The sequence below is a fragment of the Peribacillus simplex genome, from assembly GCF_001542915.1.
GTDB lineage: Bacteria > Bacillota > Bacilli > Bacillales > DSM-1321 > Peribacillus > Peribacillus simplex_B.
Genome location: NZ_LNNH01000007.1, coordinates 62,222 through 82,173, shown reverse-complemented (window position 1 = coordinate 82,173; position 19,952 = coordinate 62,222). Strand labels below are relative to the sequence as shown.

Annotated in this window: 20 protein-coding genes; 4 read left to right on the top strand and 16 right to left on the bottom strand. The window is 43.3% G+C overall.

Annotation, left to right across the window (positions count from 1 at the left end):
* Positions 1 to 174: 174 nt before the first annotated feature.
* On the bottom strand, positions 175 to 348 hold the full coding sequence (locus AS888_RS26055) for a hypothetical protein (RefSeq protein WP_164468807.1): 174 nt from the start codon (positions 346 to 348) through the stop codon (positions 175 to 177).
* Between the two features lie 255 nt (positions 349 to 603).
* On the opposite strand from AS888_RS26055, the gene AS888_RS02245 reads away from it, so the two are divergent.
* Positions 604 to 1,536, top strand: coding sequence for an aldo/keto reductase (locus AS888_RS02245; RefSeq protein WP_061140587.1), 933 nt, complete (start codon positions 604 to 606; stop codon positions 1,534 to 1,536).
* A 326-nt stretch (positions 1,537 to 1,862) separates the two neighbouring features.
* Here the strand turns inward: AS888_RS02245 and AS888_RS26610 are convergent, their stop codons facing one another.
* Positions 1,863 to 1,988, bottom strand: coding sequence for a hypothetical protein (locus AS888_RS26610; RefSeq protein WP_260320085.1), 126 nt, complete (start codon positions 1,986 to 1,988; stop codon positions 1,863 to 1,865).
* 155 nt (positions 1,989 to 2,143) lie between these two features.
* Between AS888_RS26610 and rluF the strand changes: the two genes are divergently transcribed.
* Positions 2,144 to 2,851 carry a 23S rRNA pseudouridine(2604) synthase RluF gene (gene rluF, locus AS888_RS02235; protein ID WP_061140585.1) on the top strand — a complete coding sequence of 236 codons (708 nt, stop codon included), beginning with the start codon at positions 2,144 to 2,146 and terminating at the stop codon, positions 2,849 to 2,851.
* Between the two features lie 277 nt (positions 2,852 to 3,128).
* On the opposite strand, the gene AS888_RS02230 is transcribed toward rluF, so the two are convergent.
* The 14 genes from AS888_RS02230 to AS888_RS02165 form a co-directional block, all read right to left on the bottom strand.
* The gene (locus tag AS888_RS02230) at positions 3,129 to 4,097 is read right to left on the bottom strand and encodes a sugar phosphate isomerase/epimerase family protein (protein ID WP_061140584.1); all 969 of its coding nucleotides are present in this window, start codon (positions 4,095 to 4,097) and stop codon (positions 3,129 to 3,131) included.
* Positions 4,098 to 4,117: 20 nt separating this feature from the next.
* Positions 4,118 to 5,158 (bottom strand): Gfo/Idh/MocA family protein, encoded by a 1,041-nt coding sequence (locus tag AS888_RS02225; RefSeq protein WP_061140583.1) that lies wholly within the window; start codon positions 5,156 to 5,158, stop codon positions 4,118 to 4,120.
* Between the two features lie 17 nt (positions 5,159 to 5,175).
* On the bottom strand, positions 5,176 to 6,198 hold the full coding sequence (locus AS888_RS02220; protein WP_061140582.1) for a Gfo/Idh/MocA family protein: 1,023 nt from the start codon (positions 6,196 to 6,198) through the stop codon (positions 5,176 to 5,178).
* A gap of 18 nt (positions 6,199 to 6,216) precedes the next feature.
* Positions 6,217 to 6,939, bottom strand: a complete 723-nt coding sequence (locus AS888_RS02215; RefSeq protein ID WP_061140581.1) for a ThuA domain-containing protein — start codon at positions 6,937 to 6,939, stop codon at positions 6,217 to 6,219.
* Between the two features lie 202 nt (positions 6,940 to 7,141).
* Complete coding sequence (locus tag AS888_RS02210) at positions 7,142 to 8,185, bottom strand: LacI family DNA-binding transcriptional regulator (protein WP_061140580.1); 1,044 nt, start codon at positions 8,183 to 8,185, stop codon at positions 7,142 to 7,144.
* A 57-nt stretch (positions 8,186 to 8,242) separates the two neighbouring features.
* Positions 8,243 to 9,061 (bottom strand): carbohydrate ABC transporter permease, encoded by an 819-nt coding sequence (locus AS888_RS02205; protein ID WP_061140579.1) that lies wholly within the window; start codon positions 9,059 to 9,061, stop codon positions 8,243 to 8,245.
* The gene (locus tag AS888_RS02200) at positions 9,061 to 9,921 is read right to left on the bottom strand and encodes a carbohydrate ABC transporter permease (RefSeq protein ID WP_061140578.1); all 861 of its coding nucleotides are present in this window, start codon (positions 9,919 to 9,921) and stop codon (positions 9,061 to 9,063) included. The genes AS888_RS02205 and AS888_RS02200 overlap by 1 nt, the downstream gene beginning before the upstream one ends.
* Before the next feature lie 147 nt (positions 9,922 to 10,068).
* Positions 10,069 to 11,358, bottom strand: a complete 1,290-nt coding sequence (locus AS888_RS02195; protein WP_061140622.1) for an ABC transporter substrate-binding protein — start codon at positions 11,356 to 11,358, stop codon at positions 10,069 to 10,071.
* Positions 11,359 to 11,732: 374 nt separating this feature from the next.
* Positions 11,733 to 11,918: a hypothetical protein gene (locus AS888_RS02190; protein WP_061140577.1), complete on the bottom strand. Its 186-nt coding sequence runs from the start codon at positions 11,916 to 11,918 to the stop codon at positions 11,733 to 11,735.
* A gap of 224 nt (positions 11,919 to 12,142) precedes the next feature.
* The gene (locus AS888_RS02185; RefSeq protein ID WP_061140576.1) at positions 12,143 to 12,982 is read right to left on the bottom strand and encodes a YitT family protein; all 840 of its coding nucleotides are present in this window, start codon (positions 12,980 to 12,982) and stop codon (positions 12,143 to 12,145) included.
* A gap of 233 nt (positions 12,983 to 13,215) precedes the next feature.
* Entirely contained in the window at positions 13,216 to 13,923 is a 708-nt protein-coding gene (locus AS888_RS02180) for an ABC transporter ATP-binding protein (protein ID WP_061140575.1), read from the bottom strand.
* Positions 13,923 to 15,029 carry an ABC transporter permease gene (locus tag AS888_RS02175; RefSeq protein WP_061140574.1) on the bottom strand — a complete coding sequence of 369 codons (1,107 nt, stop codon included), beginning with the start codon at positions 15,027 to 15,029 and terminating at the stop codon, positions 13,923 to 13,925. Before AS888_RS02175 ends, AS888_RS02180 begins: the two co-directional genes overlap by 1 nt.
* A gap of 98 nt (positions 15,030 to 15,127) precedes the next feature.
* On the bottom strand, positions 15,128 to 16,507 hold the full coding sequence (locus AS888_RS02170; RefSeq protein ID WP_061140573.1) for a sensor histidine kinase: 1,380 nt from the start codon (positions 16,505 to 16,507) through the stop codon (positions 15,128 to 15,130).
* Positions 16,504 to 17,181 (bottom strand): response regulator transcription factor, encoded by a 678-nt coding sequence (locus AS888_RS02165; protein ID WP_061140572.1) that lies wholly within the window; start codon positions 17,179 to 17,181, stop codon positions 16,504 to 16,506. The genes AS888_RS02170 and AS888_RS02165 overlap by 4 nt, the downstream gene beginning before the upstream one ends.
* Before the next feature lie 288 nt (positions 17,182 to 17,469).
* Between AS888_RS02165 and AS888_RS02160 the strand changes: the two genes are divergently transcribed.
* Both AS888_RS02160 and AS888_RS02155 read left to right on the top strand, forming a co-directional pair.
* On the top strand, positions 17,470 to 18,444 hold the full coding sequence (locus AS888_RS02160; protein ID WP_061140571.1) for a bile acid:sodium symporter family protein: 975 nt from the start codon (positions 17,470 to 17,472) through the stop codon (positions 18,442 to 18,444).
* 236 nt (positions 18,445 to 18,680) lie between these two features.
* On the top strand, positions 18,681 to 19,937 hold the full coding sequence (locus AS888_RS02155; protein WP_061140570.1) for a DUF445 domain-containing protein: 1,257 nt from the start codon (positions 18,681 to 18,683) through the stop codon (positions 19,935 to 19,937).
* Positions 19,938 to 19,952 lie beyond the last annotated feature (15 nt).

Here is a 19,952-nt window from a genome sequence, read left to right as displayed (position 1 = left end):
ATATGTTTCCTTGTGCCCTTATCCTTGCCCCCCTGTTACAGCAGTCCCTTTAACCATTAAAAAACGAATAATAATTCCCACTTGAAAAATATAAAAAAGCAGCACCTTTTCATCATGAAAGGTCACTGCTCTTTGATAAGCTCCGAACAGTCGTTGTCCCTTGACGAATTAGGATTATACCCCTGTACGCTTACGTTGGTTATTCGGCTTTTTAGTCAACTGGCTTTTGAGCTGTTTCGTTTTCTTCACTACGCCGGTTTCCAGTTTATCTTTACTTGAACCTGCTTGCTTTTGAGCCAGTTTTTGTTTGACCGCATCCGCCAGGCTTAACTTTTTATTTTCAGACATACTGTTATCTCCTTTAGTGTTCTGCCTTCTATTATAATATAGTTGCGGTTAGAAAGATAATAGGGAGTTATTCCGGTTCTTTTATCCCTGAATATAGGAAGTTTCGCCAACTGTAGACTAATTTCCTGCCCCTTTAGGGCGAAATATGAGGCGGCGGACGTTTTTATCGTTTATTTTGTTCGGGACCATATTGCTTTATTTTGGAAATAACCACCACCTTTTTGTTATGATGAGGGAAAGGAGATGATAAGCAGTATGTCTAAGCAAACCCGTATTGGCAAAACAGAATTGTACGTTAATCCGATTGGCCTTGGCACGAATGCCATTGGCGGACATAACCTTTTCCCCAATTTAAGCGAGGATACCGGAAAAGATGTCTTAAGAACGGCGCTTGAAAAGGGGATTAACTTTTGGGACACAGCCTTCATTTACGGTCCTGAGCGATCAGAGGAACTTATCGGAGAAATTCTTAAAGAGACGGGCAAACGTGAAAATGTAGTCCTTGCCACTAAAGGAGCCCACAAATTCGTCGATGGCAAAGTCGTGCTTGATAATTCTCCCGCCTTCCTGAAGAGCGCGGTGGAATCAAGCTTGAAAAGGCTACAAACCGATTACATCGATTTATTCTACATCCATTTCCCTGATGAAGGAACACCGAAGGATGAAGCGGTAGGTGCCTTGAAGGAATTGAGGGATGCCGGGAAAATCAAGGCAATCGGCGTTTCCAATTTTACGTTCGAGCAATTAAAAGAAGCGAATAAAGACGGCTATGTCGATGTCCTACAATCCGAATATAACTTATTCAAACGCGAGGCGGAACTGGACTTGCTGCCATATACTGCTGAAAACGATATCTCTTTCATTCCCTATTTCCCCCTTGCTTCTGGGCTGCTTGGCGGTAAATATAATCAAGAATCCAAATTCGAGGATGGACGCGCACAAAGCCCACTCTTTCAAGGTCAGGAATTTGTCAGCAACCTGCAAAAAGTTGAAGAAGTCCGTGCCATTGCCAGCAGGAAGAATGCTGATGTCGCAGATGTAGTACTCGCTTGGTATTTAACCAGGCATTCAATCGATGTCCTCATTCCCGGAGCAAAAAAACCGGAACAGGTCACACGCAACTTAAAGGCTTTGGATGTCGAGCTGACCATGGATGAAATTGCCGAAATCAGCGCCATCTTCGCGTGATCTGAGTTTTTAACAGATAAGGAAAGGCTGTTCAGCTCAAGCTGAGCAGCTTTTTCCTGAAGATTAATCGATTTAAGGAAGGCTGATGAAGACAGCTACCACTACCTTATATCTTATCCTGGCCATTTAATTTTTTGGCGGGCAATTACATTTCCTTATGCGGCGTTTCATTGGAGGCATATCGTGAAGACCTTCCAGTTGAATGATAACCTTCTATTCGGCAGAAAACTAAAAAGCATCCCGATCTTTTCAGCCATTGAAGGTCTCTTTTATATCGGGATTGTCCCATCTGTAGGCTCATTCATATTTTGGAATATAACGCTTCGTCACATCAAGGCCTGGCTGAAGTCCTGCTCAATCCGATCTCTGTCTTTGCCTCCATTCTTAGCCTTCTTATAGCAGATCAATCGGGCTCCACCTTCCAAAGCCTTGGCGGGTCTTCTCTTCTTCATCGGTGTCCATTTGACAAGCCAAAAGAAAGCGTCCTATCGGCCTGCCACGACAACCATGTAATAAATATCCGGAAATTCTCATCAAACCTTGTCTATCAAGCATGATATACGTTATCCTTTAAAGAAGAAAATTCGAATGAAAAGGTGTGCTTTAGTTGAGGATCAATAAATATATTAGTGAATCAGGAATTACCTCGAGACGAGGCGCTGATAAATGGATTGCAGAAGGACGTGTTACGATTAACGGAGCTATAGCTGAACTTGGCAGTCAAGCCCAATCGGGTGATGATGTTCGTGTAGACGGCAATCCGATAAAAGTGGAACAACAAAATGTCTACATTGCCCTGAATAAGCCGATTGGGATTACTAGTACGACGGAAAAACATATTAAAGGAAACATCGTTGACTTTGTCAATCATCCGCTCCGCATTTTCCATATCGGCCGGCTCGACAAAGACTCAAGCGGACTGATCCTGCTTACGAATGACGGAGATATCGTAAATGAAATCCTTCGTGCAGAGAACAAACATGAAAAAGAATACATCGTAACCGTTGATAAGCCGCTTACCGCTTCATTCATTAAAGAAATGTCAGCCGGCGTAGAGATTTTGGATACGAAAACACTTCCCTGTAAAGTTAAGCAATTGACCAAATACACATTCAACATCACCTTGATGCAAGGACTGAACAGACAAATCCGCCGCATGTGCTCAGCTTTAGGTTATGAAGTCCGTGATTTGCACCGAATCCGAATCATGAACATCCATTTAGACGGCCTGGCGCTCGGCCAATGGCGTGACCTGACCGAGGATGAACTGAAGGAACTGTTTACGGAATTGAACTACACGCCTAGGCAAAGATAAAAAGCGAGATGCCCCCAAAAATAGGAGGCATCTTTTATTTGCTTGAATAGTCTTATTTGCCATGCAATATTCTCGCAATCTCGTGAATTCGTTCCTAACACATAATTTGGACGCGATATCTACATAGTTTATTGCTTACTTTCGAGATCATGGCGCGTTTACTCGCGAGTTTAGTCTTTGCACAACATTTCGGGCGTTTTCTCATGAAATTCGATCATTTCATTCATTCAGACATAAATAAAAAGCAACCTGCTTGAGGCTGCTTGATATGGTTTGTTCATACCCACCATAATTCTGTGGGACTTTCATTGATGAGGACTGTTTTCAGATTGGTTACAGCTCGCTGGAACCCTTCTTCGACTGACATCAGCGGATCTTCGTGTTCGATGCTGACGACATAGTCGTATCCGTATGTACGGAGGGCGCTCATGATATCGGACCATTCTTGGAGGCTGTGTCCGCATCCTACCGAGCGGAAGTTCCAGGCACGGCTTTGGACATTCCCGTATGGCTGCATGTCGGTTAGTCCATACATATTGATGTTATCCTGATCCAGGTATGTGTCTTTCGCATGGAAATGGTAAATGGCTCCTGCTTTGCCGAGAATCTTGATGGCGCCGACCGGCTCGATGCCCTGCCACCACAGATGGCTTGGGTCCAGGTTAGCGCCAATGGCATCAGATGTAGCTTCGCGCAGCTTTAGCAGGGTATAGGGTGTGTGAACGAGAAATCCCCCATGCAGCTCAAGCCCGATCTTTATTTGATGTTCATCGGCAATGGCTGCAACTCTTTTCCAATAGGGAATCAATTTTTCTTCCCACTGCCATTTCAGCACTTCTGAATACTCATTCGGCCACGGTGCGACAGGCCAGTTTGGATGTTTTGCCCCTTCATGATCACCAGCAGTACCTGAAAAGGTATTGACGACAGGGACCTTGAGCAGGGATGCCAGCTTGATCGTTTTGATCAGGGTTTCGTCACTTTCTTTAGCGAATGCTTCGTCCGGTGAGATTGGATTGCCGTGGCAGCTGAACGCACTGATCGACAATCCTCTTGATTGTACGGATTCCAAGTATTTTTGGCGTTTTTCCTCACTCTCAAGAAGTTCATCGAGGGGACAGTGGATATTGCCTGGATACCCGCCTGTACCGATTTCGACTGTTTTTAAACCGGAATCCGCCACATAATCAAGCATATCCTCGAATGATTTTTGAGCAAATAATACTGTAAAAATTCCTAATTTCACATGCCCCACCTCACCTTTTTTTAATTTATGCTCATGACCTTCCCACTTGCTGAGCTTTGATAAATGGCTTCGATTATTTTCGAAACTTTCATGGCCTCCTCTGGTTTTACCAATGGTTCCACCAACCCTAAGCAGCTATTGATAAAGTTCTCCGCCTGTTGAAGATCCGGTGTATCCTCCCCTGGCATCCATACGGCCTCACTGTTTAAAAGCATGCCGTGCTTAGCCTGATTCAGCACTAACGGGAATACATCCAGTCCGCCCTGCGTTCCGGATAGGCTCAAAACCGTGGCTTCCTCACGAATATTCGCGGCCCAAGAGGTTTCGAACAAAAGGGACGCCCCATTTGCAAATTTGATATAAGCGGTGGCATGGTCATCCACTTCAAATACCGAGGCATCGAAATTCCCCCATAGATTGACCTGATCGACTCCCTTACTGACATAATTATATGTCGACCCTACGATTTCAATCGGTTCCGGGTCATCCATGAGCCATAAGGCCAAATCAAGCAAATGGCAGCCGTAATCGATCACGCTTCCCCCGCCTTGCAATTCCTTGCTTGTAAATACTCCCCAGCCAGGGACTTTGCGCCGCCTGATTGCCTGTACACGTGCAACATAAGGCTCACCGATTTCACCTGCCTGAATCATTTTCTTGGCAGCCTGCGCCTCCTTCATGAATCGGTAATGATATGCGGTCGACAGCACTTTTCCCGATAGATTGGCAGCCTCGGTTATTGCCTTGCATTCCTCGGTCGTAATGGCCATCGGCTTTTCACAGAGTACATGTACGCCAGCTTGCAGGGCGGCAATGGAAATCTCCGCATGAAATTTGTTTGGTGTTGCAATCGTGACAGCATCCACCTCTGCAAACATTTCTTCGTAGTTGGTGAAAACCTTCTCGATATGAAATTCTCTTGCCACATCTCTTGCCTTTGACTCGTCTATATCATGAATGGCGTATAAAACTACCTTGTCTTGAAATTTTTGAAAAGCTGGGATATGCCTTTTTTGGGCAATTCCTCCAGCACCGATAATACCCATTTTCAATTTGTACATGATGATCGTTAACCCCTTTATAAGCGGATGATTTTTCGGGTTGCATTTGATTCCATCGCGCCAAGAATGACTTTTAAAGATTTTAACCCTTCCACTCCTGAGACTAGGGGCTCCTCATTGTCCGCCACGCATTTTACAAAGTGGCTGATCACTTCCGAGTCATGCTGTCCTTCGGAGTCATTCGTTTGGATACTCCCTAATTGGATCGTATCCGTTTTTCCATTATCATGATGGATGATCAGTGAATATGTTGGATCGTCTTCAAGGCGCAATACGGCTTTCTCCGCATAAATGACCGTCGCATTGTCTTCCTTCGCATACGACCAGCTGGCGGTAAGGGTACCGATGATACCGCTCGCAGTCCTTAGAATACAAGCCGCACTGTCATCGACGTCTGTATTTTTCTTGGCAGTCGTTTCTACAAACGCCCCCACCTCAACAAATTCTTCTCCAAGGATATACCTTAATAAATCAGCTTTATGAACACCTAAATCTCCCATCGCACCAATGACTGCCTGATCTTTTTTAAAAAACCAGCTTTCTCGTCCGTCCACGCTCCATGTTTCTGGCCCGGAATGTCCAAAAGCGGTCCGGAAGCTATAGACCTTTCCAACCTCACCACTTTCGATAAGCTGTTTTGCTCGTTGGTGTGAGGGAACGAATCGCTGATTATGACCAATCATCAAGATTTTTCCGTTTCTCGCTGCGGCCTCATTCATTTTTTCCGCGTCATCCAAAGAAGTGGCCATTGGTTTTTCACAAAGGACATGCTTGCCTGCCTCCAATGCCGCAATGGTAATGCGTGCATGCAGGTAGTTCGGTGTACATACACTGATCGCTTCAATCTCCTCATTCTTCAAAAGTTCTATATAATCAGTATATGCTCGCGCGCCATACCTTTGTGCTGCTGCATTCGCCCTGTCTGGCACAATATCGCAAACGGCCATGATCTCTGTTTGCAAATTTGCTTCATACTCGGGAAAATGCCTATTTTTCGCAATGCTCCCGCATCCAATGACTCCTACCTTCAATTTGCCCATTACGCTCTCTCCTTCACTTCACTCTTTGCCTGAGATGGATTCCAACGGTTCGGATCTTCCATAATTCGTCACCATGCCAAACTCGGGCTTGACCCATTTGACGGCATTCTTGATGACGCGTTGTATCTGCGGATTATGGTAAGTCGGATATGATTCATGACCTGGCCGGAAATAAAAAATCCTCCCTTTTCCACGTTGATACGTGCAGCCGCTCCTGAAAATTTCCCCACCTTCAAACCAACTGACGAATAATAATTGATCTGGTGCAGGAATATCGAAGTGCTCCCCGTACATCTCTTCCTTCTCAAGCTCTATATATTCTCCGATTCCTTCAACGATCGGGTGGCTGGGATCGATTACCCAAAGTCTTTCCTTCTCGTCGGCCACACGCCATTTCAAATCGCAAGTCGTACCCATCAATTGTTTGAAGATTTTCGAAAAATGACCAGAATGGAGGACGATGAGGCCCATTCCCTCGAGTACCCGCTTGTGGACCTTTGCAACGATTTCATCCCGCACTTCATCATGTGCAACATGCCCCCACCAAAGAAGTACATCGGTTTGTTCCAGTACTTCTTCCGTTAGCCCATGCTCTGCCTCATCAAGGGTGGCGGTCCTTACCTCAACCTGTTCACTTCGTAAAAAACCGGCTATCGCCCCATGGATTCCATCAGGATATATTTCGGCCACTTCAGGCTTTGACTTCTCATGGCGAAATTCATTCCATACCAGGACCCTCATGAACAATCCCCTCCCTGCCTCGTTTGTTTCCTAATACCTCAATTTCGTTAACGCAAACGTTTGCGTTTCCCTTGACCGAAGCACATTCCAATATTTGAACACACGTATTAAACGAAATAGTATGAATTATTAAAAATGATTGTGATAATCTTTATTGTAAATTTAAGTGTACAAAAATCAAGCTTTAATTGGGAAAACATTTCTACATTTTTCTTTTAATTTCCTGTTCGATAGCAAAATGCGACTCACCCTTGATGATTTTGGTAGGAATCCTTATATTTTTTTCCATCATTTCGGGGTTTGCAATTAAATCGAATACGCATTTGGCTGCCTCGTATCCTAACTGATACGTATGGATATCAACCGTTGTCAGCGGCGTACTTAAGAATTCGATGAATTCGGAATGATTGAAACAGACGACACTGACCTGCTGGGGCACTTTCACATTCCTTTCAGCCAACAATCCGAGCAAAAGAACGGCCAACAAAAGATCCGTAACCAAAAAAGCGGTCGGTGCTTCTTTCAATCCAAGCAAATCGTCTATTGCCTTTATTCCATCGATCCGATTCAAAGGAATCAATTTGATATATTCCTGAGGTACATCTAACCCTGCCTGTTCCACCGCTTGCTGAAATCCCATCAAGCGGTCGGAGATCACCTCAAACTCAGGACTTCCTCCTAAAAAGGCGATTCGCTGATGTCCAAGACCAATCACAAACTCAGTTACCTCCGTCGCTGCTTGAACATTGTCGTTATCTATGAAGGTGATGCCGGTCATGTTCGTACTTGGCTTTCCTATCAATACAAACGGAAACCCCTGTTTCAGCAGATACGGGACCACCTTGTCATCCTTCTTTGAGTATAAAACAATCATGCCATCCACTCTTCTGCCTTGGACCATCTTCACGACATCCTCAAAGATGGCATCCTCCGTTTCACCGGTTGTCAAGGAAAGACTGAAACCCTCTTTATTGCAGAAGTCCCCGATCCCACGGATCACCTCTGGAAAAAAAGGATTATAAAGTGATTCCTTCGCTGAGCTTTTCATGACGATGCCAATGGCCTTGGTAGACTTCGTGACCAAGTTCCTGGCGTTTTCATTCATATGATAGCCCATTTCCTTTAATACCTTGCGTACCTTACGCTTAGTCTTCTCACTGATTGCCGGGCTGTTATGGATTACACGCGATACTGTAGATGGAGCGACATTCGCTTTTTTGGCGACGTCCTTTATTGTTACAGACATCTTCATCACCACTCCCCGTCCACCGCATATGGTTTAATATTCCCTATATTTGAATAGTTATTTAACGGCTCCATCTGCAATCCCTTTAATGATTTGCCTTTGAGCGAAAAAGTACGCGATGATGACTGGAATAATGGATAAAGTGAGTCCAGCCAAGGCAAGATGCCATTGCTTCGTATATTGTCCAAAAAAGAAAAACAATTTGAGTGGGATGGTCTCAGAGCCTGCGCCGCCTATTACAAGGGACGGCAGCAAGTAGTCGTTCCATATCCAAATGACATTTAAGATCCCAACGGTAATCGACATGGGCTTCAAGAGTGGAAAAATGATATGCCAAAATACTTGAAAACGGTTTGCACCATCTATTTTTGCCGCTTCATCCAGCGAGATCGGAATTCCCTTCAAGGTACCATGATAGAGGAAAATGGAAAGGCTGCAGCCGAATCCCAAATACATGAAAATCAAACCGCCCTTGTTCAGCATCCCAAACTGACCGAATTGGGCAACTAGCGGTATCATTACGGATTGAAAAGGGATTAGCATCGCTGCTACAAACACGAAGAAAAGCAAGGAGCTTATTTTACTTTTGTTTCGTGAAAGTGCATATGCTGCCATCGCCGAAAAGATGATGATGATGGCGACACTCACACCAGATATCAACAAAGAATTGAATAAAGTCCGGAGAAAATCCAGCTGCTCGAAAGCTTGAGCGAAGTTTTCGAACGTCCAGGCTGACGGCAGACCAAGGGTATCGGCAAATATATCACGCTTCATTTTAAATGCGTTGACAATCATCAAATAAAACGGAGTGAGCCATACTATCGCCAAAATGAAGCCAATGATTCCAAGCAGCCACAATTTCCATTTTTCCTTCATTACAGCTCAACCTCCCTTTTCTTATTGATATACACTTGTGTCAACGAAACGACTGCCACGATCACGAAAAAGATAACCGCTTTTGCCTGTGCATAGGCCATGTCATTTTCCGTGAAGGCCGATTTCACGATATTCATCGCGACCATTTCGGTTGAGTTATAAGGAGCACCGTTCGTCAAAGAAAGATTTTGATCATAAATCTTGAACGAATGGGACAGCGTCAAAAACAGGCTGACGGTAAAAGCAGGTGCCACAAGCGGAAAGGTAATATGGCGGAAGCGCTGGAAGCTGTTGGCCCCATCGATCTTCGCCGCCTCGATCAAGTCTTCAGGAACAGCCTGCAGATAGGCGATATAGATGATCATGATATATCCGGCCATTTGCCAAGCCGTTAATATGATCAAGCCCCAAAACCCGGTTTCTGTCGTTGAAAGCCAGCCATTAAATGCTTCGATGCCTGTTAGATCACCGATTGCACCGAAGACTTTAATGAATATGAACTGCCAAATAAAACCGAGGATCAAGCCGCCGATCAGATTGGGCATAAAGAAAACTGTCCGGAGGATGTTGCTTGATTTGATTTTGGATGTCACGATTAGAGCCAAACTTAATCCAATAATATTGATCACCACGATTGCAGCTACGGAAAATTTAATGGTGAACCAAAATGTATCCAGAAATCCTCTATCGGTGAACAAATCCAGATAATTCTTGAGCCCGATGAAGTCCGGGGTTCCAAGACCGTTCCAATTCGTAAAGGAATAATAAAAACCATAGATAAGCGGCACGATCACCACCAAAATGAGTGCAGCAAGAACAGGTGTCAAAAACAGCCAATATGCGGCATCCCGATTTCTCAACGAAACCGACCTCCTTATGAAAAAATAATGTAGTAGAAAAGGGGTTTATAGCTTTAAGTAAAATGAAGAGCTGGTTTGTGCAATCCAATCAGGAACAACCAATCGACATGCCTTTATGCCGATTGGTCATTTGTCCATTTCCAAGCATTATTTACTGCGTATTTTTTCCCAATTTTCAATGTTCTGCTTAACAAATTCCTCCCACGTCAGCTTACCAGTTACGTATTTTTGGATGCTCGCACCAAGTTCATCATTCCAGCCGACAGGATAACCGTTAAACACCCAGCCTGTCGTATTTCCTGCTTGGGAATATTTATAGATTTCCTTTGAAATTGGATCGGCTATTTTTTCCACATCATATCCTTCATAAGCAGGAATGAATTTGAAGTCCTCCAAAACGGCCTTTTTCCCTTCGTCAGATGTATACATCCAATCAAGGAACTTCTTCGCTTCCTTCTGTACCTTTTCATCGGATTTCTTGTTCACTGCCCAATAGTTAGGGACGCCGACAGGCATGCCCGTAGCTTTTTCTCCATTAGGAATCGGGATGATGCCAATTCCTTTTTCCGCTAGCTCAGGATCCATGTCATACACGGTGTTATACACCCAGTTTCCTTGCTGAATGATTGCAACTTTCTCCAGCGAGAACAATTCCTCCACTTGCTGGGAGTAATCAAGACTTGCTGTCGGCTGGACGGAATATTCATTTTGGATATCAACAAGTTGCTTGAACTTATCACCATCCGTGAATTTAACCGTAGGGGACTTGCTTGCTTCCAATACATTCCCATCAAACTCCGGAGCTAAAAAGACATTGGATAGATGGTTTCCTGTCACCCACTTCTCCTTGACCGGATAAGCGAAAACGGCATCAAGCTTCAATTTTTTCTTCTGTGAATCGATTTTCTTGACCGCTGCCTCCAGCGCTGAATAGCTTGTGATTTCTTCAGGCTTGATACCGGCTTCTTTAAGAATCCGCTTATTATAAATCAAGCCGTACCCTTCTTGGTTGAATGGAAGGCCCAGAACTTGCCCGTCCTGTTTCACCCCATCCAAAGTGCCATCAAGGGCTGCTTCTGCCGCCTTCGTATCCTTTAAATCTAACAATCTATCTTTATATTGTTCGACATCCACTGGTCCGCCAATGTTAAAAACGGCTGGTTCTTCACCGGAAGCGAATTTTGCGGTAATGGCTGATTTATAATCATTTCCGCCGCCGACTGTCGATATCTTGATCTTCACACCAGGATTTTCTTTTTCATACTGCTTGGCCAAAGTCTCGAATTGCGACTTGAACTCTACCTTGAATTGAAATATATCGAGCGTCACCTTATCAGAGCCGCCGTCCCCGCCAGTGGAAGAAGAACACCCAGCCAAAAACACGCTAAATATCAATAAAATAGAAAAGATTCCCCCGTACCATTTTTTACGCTTCATCATACCGACTCTCCCTTTTTCATAAAATTCATGCAATTTTAAGAAAACGTTTGCATAAAAAAAGAAAATAAAAATCTTTTTATCTACCATATTTACATACTATCACGAACCTTTAACATCACCTCCTTACATAATAAACTTGCAAACGTTTACATTTATGCGCTTTATGTTACCACCAAATTCCATACTTTACAATATTTTTGTAGGTTTTTGCAAAAAAAAGGTACAAGAAAGCCTTCTCAACTTAATTATATGATGGGGAAACCTGCAATTATTCCTATATGTGAGTATAAAAATAAATAAGTATCCGGGCCTTTTGCATGATAATGTTTCTCTACTAAAATAAAAAAGGGTAAACCAATGGTCCCCTTTTTTCATTTCAATACCATCTTCACATTGGAAGATCCGTATTCATCTTTCAATTCATAATATTTGTCGCTTGCTTGTCCAAATTCTTCAAACACACCACTGATGATCAATTCATTCGTTTCCTTATCTACTACACTATACTTGATAGTATGCTTCCCAAACTTCCTGTCATCCACTTTCAAAAGGATCATTTTGGACACCTCCATCATTAATGGCTGCACTCGTCAGGGTTGTATGACTTCTGAATTACATAATATAACATTTTATTCTGAATATATAGATTATTTTACAATATATTTCATGACACCTTCAGACAATATTCGAGGGTTCCTACATAGAACAACAGCAATAAAAAAAAGGTTTCGGAATGAGATCACTCCGAAACCACTTTATCCACCAGCTAAAAACAATCCATTCAGGACTTCGATATATCGAGGAATCCTTCACCAAATACGTCACGGACATCATGAATGGCAATAAATGCATTGCTATCGGTTGCCTTCACGATCCTTTTTAACTTGAGGACCTCCTGCTTGCTGATAACGATATATAAAATATCCTTTGAAGCTTTCGTGTAGTATCCATGACCGCTAAAAACGGTTACCCCTCTGTCCATCAGTACGGTTACTTGACTTGCAATCTGATCCGCTTCATTGGATATGATGGTAATCGCTTTTTTCGGATTCAAGCCCTCTATGATGAATTCCATCGTTTTCGTTCCAATATAAAGCATTAGGATTGTAAGCATAAGGCCTTCTGCGCCAATGATGAAATAAGATGAGAACGCAACGATTAAATCGAAAAACAGAAGTCCATAACTTAAGCTCCATCCCAAATACTTATTCGTGATTCTGGCCAGGATCGTTGTACCGGCAGTCGTCCCGCCCACTCGAATGATCATCCCAATTCCTGCACCGGCAAACACTCCGCCAAATATCGCATTGATGACAATTTCATCGGAAGATATATTCCAACTCTCCGTTAAATGAAGGAATAGCGAGTTGAATGCAACGGCAACGATCGTATAAATCGTGGTCATTTTCGACAAATATTTATAACCGACAATGAGCAGGAAAGCATTGATGATCAAGCTTAAAAGTCCCGGCGACCATTCAAAAAGATAAAATAAAATGATCGTTATCCCCGTGACTCCCCCTTCCCCCAGTTCATTCGGAATAACGAAAAGGTTTATTGCCAAGGCGAATATAAAAGCCCCAATTACTATAAAGAAAACATCTAAAGAAATCTTTTTCATGGTTATTACCTTCCTTTAAGTGTGGTTAATGTGAAAAGATAGGTTAATTTCACTGCTCTATAGTAACATGGAAAGCCACTGATTCCTTCAAAGATTTTTTGTTTTCAGTTGTATTTGTCCCCTCTACGATTGTCTCGATTCAAAAAGGGAAACAGGCATGAACAAAATAGGCTGCCCCGTTCCTCGTCTTACCGGAATGAAGCAGCCTCTATTTTTCCTCTTATCCATTCTACTTATTGCAGGTTCGCGCGTTTTTCCGTATCACCATTTGTAAAGATCTTGCCGTCGATGATATGGATCACCCGATCACATAAATCCAACATTCTTTCATCGTGCGTAACCATGATCGCCGCTTTATTTCTTGCCTTCACCTCATGCACAAGCATTTCGACCACATCCCTGCCCCTTTTGGAATCCAGGCTTGCGGTTGGTTCATCGGCTAAAATGATTTCCGGATCATTCATAAGCGAACGGCCGATGGCTACACGCTGCCGCTCTCCACCTGACAGCGCTTCCGGCAAGTGATCTGCCCGATGTTCAAGGCCAAGATGGCTAAGCAGATCATCCGCTTTTATCACAGCTTTTTTATCCCGCTTGCCAGTCAATTCAGAAAGTAGCAGAAGCTGTTCACGCACGGTCAGATATGGCACTAGGTTCGCCGCTTGAAAAATGAATCCGATCTTTTCAAGACGCACCCGGGTCAATTCCTTTGAAGGTAATGAAGTGATATCTTTCTCATCCAGGAGAATACGGCCTTTACTCGGGGAAAGTAATGCACCGGCTATGGAAAGGAACGTGCTTTTTCCTGAGCCAGATGGTCCCGCGATGGCAACGAATTCCCCTGCTCTCACTGCTAGGGAAATATCATCAAGGGCCGTCACCATGTTGTCGCCTTCTCCATAAATTTTACTGATGTTTTCAAACAATAGCTTATCACCCATCACGAAACCCTCCCAATTGCATGAAGGGCATCTATCTTCGCCACTCGATAGAGTGATAGCAGTGAACCCAATGCGGATACAACCAAAAGTAACAGGGAATATTTAATGACCAGATCTGGACGCAATTCAAAAGGCATCCCCTCTGGCATGATGAAAGTGACTCCATATGTCAGTGCCACACTGATAACGATGCATACAACGGCAAGCAGCATGACCTGGCCAACAATGCTTTTTGCAAGATAAACCGTATTGGCACCAAGTGCTTTAAGGACTCCGAATTGATTCGTTTTCTGCAAGGTTATCACATAGAAGAATACAGCCAAGACAAACGCTGCGATGACAAACAAGAAGGCAATCATCATCGTCAATGTGCCCTGTTCCTCTTTGAAGCCTGGGATACTCTGAAGCAATTCATCTTTTGATAGAAGTGTTACGCCTTCAGATAATGACTTACGTATAGTTTCTTCTGCCTTCGCATCCATCTGCACAGCTATCGCACTGATCGAATTCTTCGCTTGATTTTTCAGTGCCGGATTGATCTCCCTCCATCCGTTAACATTCATGTAGACAACCGGCGAATGGCTGTAAGATTGCTTTTCCGTAAAACCAACAATGGTGAAAACCTTTCCTGACCAATCATCTCGAAATGAATCGCCTAACTTATAGCCAACCTCTTTTAAGGAACGATCAGCAACAGCCTCACCTTGTCTCTTATCATCATAGATCTTTCCCTCCATGACTTCCGGTGCCAAAATACCTTTGCCATTGGTCGCAAAAATCGTGACATCCGTTTTTTCATTTGAACCGATTTGATTTAAGGTGCTCATCATTTGCCCCAGACCTTCTGCTGCTTGCACATCCGGTGAAGCCCGGAGTTCATCCAGCGTGTCCATGGATATGATCGACCGATTCAATTTGTTTTTCGAGTCATGCTCCATGACGAAATAGTCAGCCTTCATGTTTTGTATGGATGAAGCGTTATCTGAAGAAAGACCATTGGCTAATCCTGAAATGATAAAGACAAGCAAAGCGACCAATACCATGATCAATCCAATCAGCGAATAACGTAGCTTTGAATGCTTCAGTTCACGTATGGCTAAAAACATGATCTCATCTCCCATTCCTTTTGTTAACCGATCCATAAGCCTTCGATCGGTATGAATGGATTGTAATCAACCAATATGAATGGAAGATGAACGAATGATTACATAAGGGGCAAACGGATATAAAAAGTGGTTCCCTTGCCAAGTTCGCTTTGAACTTCAATCGTTCCGCCATGCAGGTCTATCGTCTTCTTCGTAATTGAAAGCCCTAAGCCGCTGCCGGTTTCACTGCGATTCCTCACTTTGTCTACTTTATAAAACCGATCCAGGATATACGGGAGGTCTTCTTCCGAAATTCCCAGGCCCGTATCTGAAATCATCACTTCAACAAAATGATCCAGTTTTTTGAGGCGAATGTAAATTGTGCTGCCCATTTCGGAATATTTAATGCTGTTGGTTATCAAGTTCGTCCATACTTGGCTCATAAGTTTCTCATCTGCAAAAACGACGATTGAAGGCACATCCATTTCGATCACCATTTCTTTCTCCCGCCAATTCCATTCCAGCATGAACATCACTTGCCGAATTTGCTGCGCCAAATCAAAACTGGACCGCTGCAGCGGATCTTCCTCTTTATCCAACGAAGCTAGCTGAAGCAGTTGTTTACTTAGTAAAGACATACGCCTGCTCTCTTTTTCGATTATGGACAAGTACTGATTTCTTTGTTCCCTTGTTAATTCCTCTGATTGCAGGGTTTGCGAAAATCCTTGGATGGATGCAAGCGGCGATTGAATTTCATGAGAAACGTTCGATACGAACTCCTGTCTCATTTCATCCAGCCGCTGGATACTTTGGGTCATTTTCGAAAAATGCTGTGCCAGATCCCCGATTTCATCACGTCGGGATACATTCAATTCACTGCCATAATCTCCATCAGCGATTCTCTTCGTAGCTTCAGTCAATTTCGTAATTGGCTTGACGATGAAACGTGTATTGATGATCACGAATAAAAAACTGAGCAGTAGTGTGAGTATTAGCAAAACGGCAAGGAAAAAGCGTATTTCGCCAAACTGCAATTCTATATTCGGCCGAACAAACAGGGCATGTTTCTCGCCATCCACATTAATCGGGACACCGATGCTATTGATTAATACATCATCAAAAAATCCGGTAATGAATAACCCATTATTATAGCTGGCGATTCCTTGGTAGGTCTTGCCATTCAAAACTCCAGAAATCGTGCCTGAATCCAAAGCGGTTTCCCGAAACGGCTCCCCATATAAAGTTCCTTCACCCCGCTCATTAAACAAATACATCTGATAGTGCAATCCTGCTATATGGTTTAAATAGGCATCGATATCCTGACTTGGATTTTCCTCATATAAGGAAACGATATCACTAGCGACTTTGCTAATTTTCTCACCATTATAGGGTTTTTGAACCTTATGGTAGTAGACATTGGAAATTAAAAAGGCGATGACACTGGCGAGCACCATGATCAGTATGGTTTGAATAACTATCCTGAAATAGAGTGTTTTCACTTTTTATTGACCTCCAGCTTATAACCGAGGCCACGAACGGTGGTGATGGCGAAATCATCGGTCCGTCCGGAGAAGCGCTCCCTTAATCGTTTTATGTGGACATCGATCGTTCGGTCATCTCCTTCAAAATCAGCGCCCCATACGAGTTCAATCAGCTGCTCACGCGTAAAAACCTGCTCAGGGAAACTCCCTAACTGTGCCAGCAGCTCAAATTCCTTAAGCGGCAGGAGCAATGTCTTCCCCTCAATTCGCACCTCATAGCTTTTACGGTCAATAATCGTTTCGTTCAATGCAATTGATTCGGAATTAACCATTCGGTACCTTCGCAATAGAGCCTTTATTCGAAATATTAGTTCCCTTGGCTCAAATGGCTTGACAAGATAATCATCGGTACCGGCAAAATAACCCTTTTCTTTATCGATAAGTTGATCTTTAGCAGTCAATAAGATCACCGGCAAGTCATATTGATCACGTATTTCCTTACAAAGGTCCAGGCCGTTTTTATAAGGCATCATAATATCGACAACGGCGAGATGGATTCGCTCGTTCTCAAGTAGCAGCGAGGCCTCATTGCCATCCTCCGCTTCGAAAACGATGTACCCTTCCTTCTCCAGGTGGAATTTAAGCAATTCCCGAATATGCCGATCATCATCCGCAATTAATATATGTATCAAAGCACCCACATCTCCACTTCATGTATTACCGTCATTATTCTTACAATAGCAATAATTGGGCTTTTAAAACAACCCATACTGATTGTAGCTTCCCGTTCCTTATTGGCTGGCCGCTTTTATGTTCTCATCTCACAAAAACGGCATGATCCTAACTTTCTTTGCCTGCATTTAAATTCAGCCCAATTAGCGGGTTAACATGCATGGATATTTTTTATTACCGAAATGGGGTTTTAAATATTCTGAATATACACTATAATTGATTTATTTTAAAACATCTAGGAGGTCATTATGGGTTTAGTAGAGAAAGTCAGCGCATTTGCTGGAAAAACATTTACCTTATGGGTGATGATATTTGCAGTCCTAGCATATTTCATGCCTAATCACTTTATATGGATTGGAGCGTACATCGTTCCTTTATTGGGTATAGTCATGTTTGGCATGGGTCTTACACTGTCCGCCGCTGATTTCAAAGAAGTTTTCCGGCGACCGAAAGATGTAGCCCTCGGGGTGGCAGGACACTTCATCATTATGCCGTTATTGGCATTTGCTTTGGCAATCCTGTTCGACCTGCCGAAAGAAGTGGCGGTCGGCGTCATTTTGGTCGGTTGCTGCCCTAGTGGGACAGCTTCAAATGTCATGGTGTTCCTTGCACGAGGAAATGTTGCACTTGCGGTTGCCATCGCTTCCGTATCCACCATTTTAGCGCCCATCATCACCCCGCTTCTCATCCTGCTGTTGGCAAGTAAATGGGTCAATATCAGCATTGGATCGTTATTCATTTCCATCATTCAAGTCGTGATCATCCCGCTCCTGCTTGGATTCATCGTCAAGAAGTTTTTCGGTAAACAGGCAGAGGCCGGTGCAAAGGCTTTGCCCCTCGTATCAGTCATTGCCATCGTCCTGATCGTTTCAGCCGTCGTCGCAGGCAGTCAAGATCAGCTGGCTAAAACCGGGTTAATGATTTTCGCGGTCGTCGTGCTTCATAATGTTCTTGGTTTTATTCTTGGCTTTTTCTTTGCCCGGTTATGCGGGATGGATTTGGCAAAACAGAAGGCCGTTGCCATGGAGGTCGGGATGCAGAATTCCGGTTTGGGTGTAGCGATAGCAACCGCCCATTTCTCGCCTTTAGCTGCTGTACCCAGTGCCATCTTCAGTGTTTGGCATAATATATCCGGATCCATATTAGCCTATATTTTCAGCCGCATGCAAGAGAGAAAAAAGAGTGTGGAAGTTAAAAATGATTCGATTAAAAAAAGCATATAATGATGAACTTTGAACGTTTTTGCCGTTTTTAGCCGATCGAAATGATCGGCTTTTTTTGATTGCAAGTATTTTCTTCTTAATAAGCAGTTTCCCCATTCCCGAAATATGAACTTACCGCCTTAGTTGTGGGTATTTTTTTGAACTACCTGCTATACTACTAAATAAAAGCAAAACATAAAATACGTTGATGATTCGATACTAATAATGGAATATCATGTTAAGGATGAGGGAATAAAATGTCGCCAAAAATAAAATCGTCAAGAAAAATAGCTCGGTATTCATTATTGATCATGGGAGCGGGATATATTGCAACCACTCCCTTTCTAGGTTCCTTGCCGCTGGATTTATTACACGGAGGATTCGAGGCAGGACTTGTCGGTGGATTGGCAGATTGGTTTGCCGTCACTGCACTATTCCGCCATCCGCTTGGAATTCCGATCCCCCATACAGCTCTCTTGCCCAACAACCGGAAAAGAATGACCCATGCACTGGTTTCAATGCTGAAAAACGATTGGCTGTCTAAGGAGAGCATTCAGGATAAAGTCAAAAACATTCCTTTTACAGAAAAATTGATCCCAGTCATAGTAAAAGAGACACAAAGTGACACGTTCAGAAAAGTCCTGATTAAACTTATTAAGCAAATGATATGTTATATAGATATAGAAAAGATTACGCCTTTTGTTGCAAAAAAAATAAAAGGATCACTTTCTAACATAGACATGAGCAAGCTTCTACATGCTGTAAGTTCACAGTTAGTAAACGAAGAGTTTGATAAAAAGGCTTTGGACCATGTTTTGAAAAAAGCTGAAGATTGGTTAAGGCAAAAAGAAACCGGACACAGGCTAGGCACTGTTTCCATGGATGTACTCAGCAAGATTGAACTGGAGGGCATGCTTCAGTTTGCCGTTAAATCGATTCAAAGCTTGCTTAACGAGGAGAAACTGGGCAATATCATCCAAAACCTTCTGTTAAGTGTCGTAAATAATTTAAAAAATGAGAAGGAACCAAATAGAGAAGCTTTAATCTTATATATCAGGAAAGAAATTCAAGGCATTAACGATAACAGGGAACTGTTACAAGGAGTTGAAAAATGGAAGGAACAACTTCTAACGAAATGGGAGCCCGAGGCAACCATAACGGGAGGTCTACAACAAATTCAACAAGAAGCACTGGAATTCGTCGAAGGTGAGCATTTCATGGACGCTTACTTGACCCCCATCATTCAGCGAGTCCTGGATAATATGAAAGAAAATAGCACCAGCATCGATCAATGGATCCAGAAGCAAATTACTGCTCTCATTGAAAATAATCATACGCAAATCGGCAATCTTGTCCAGGAAAATCTCGATAAGCTAGATAACGAAACGCTGATCGACATGATGGAAAATGGGGTAGGAAAAGACTTGCAATGGATCCGGGTGAACGGAGCCGTATGCGGTTTTATAATCGGGATCATCCTGACCGGCATCCAAGCCCTGCTTACGCTATTATGAGTCATGCGCCAGCTG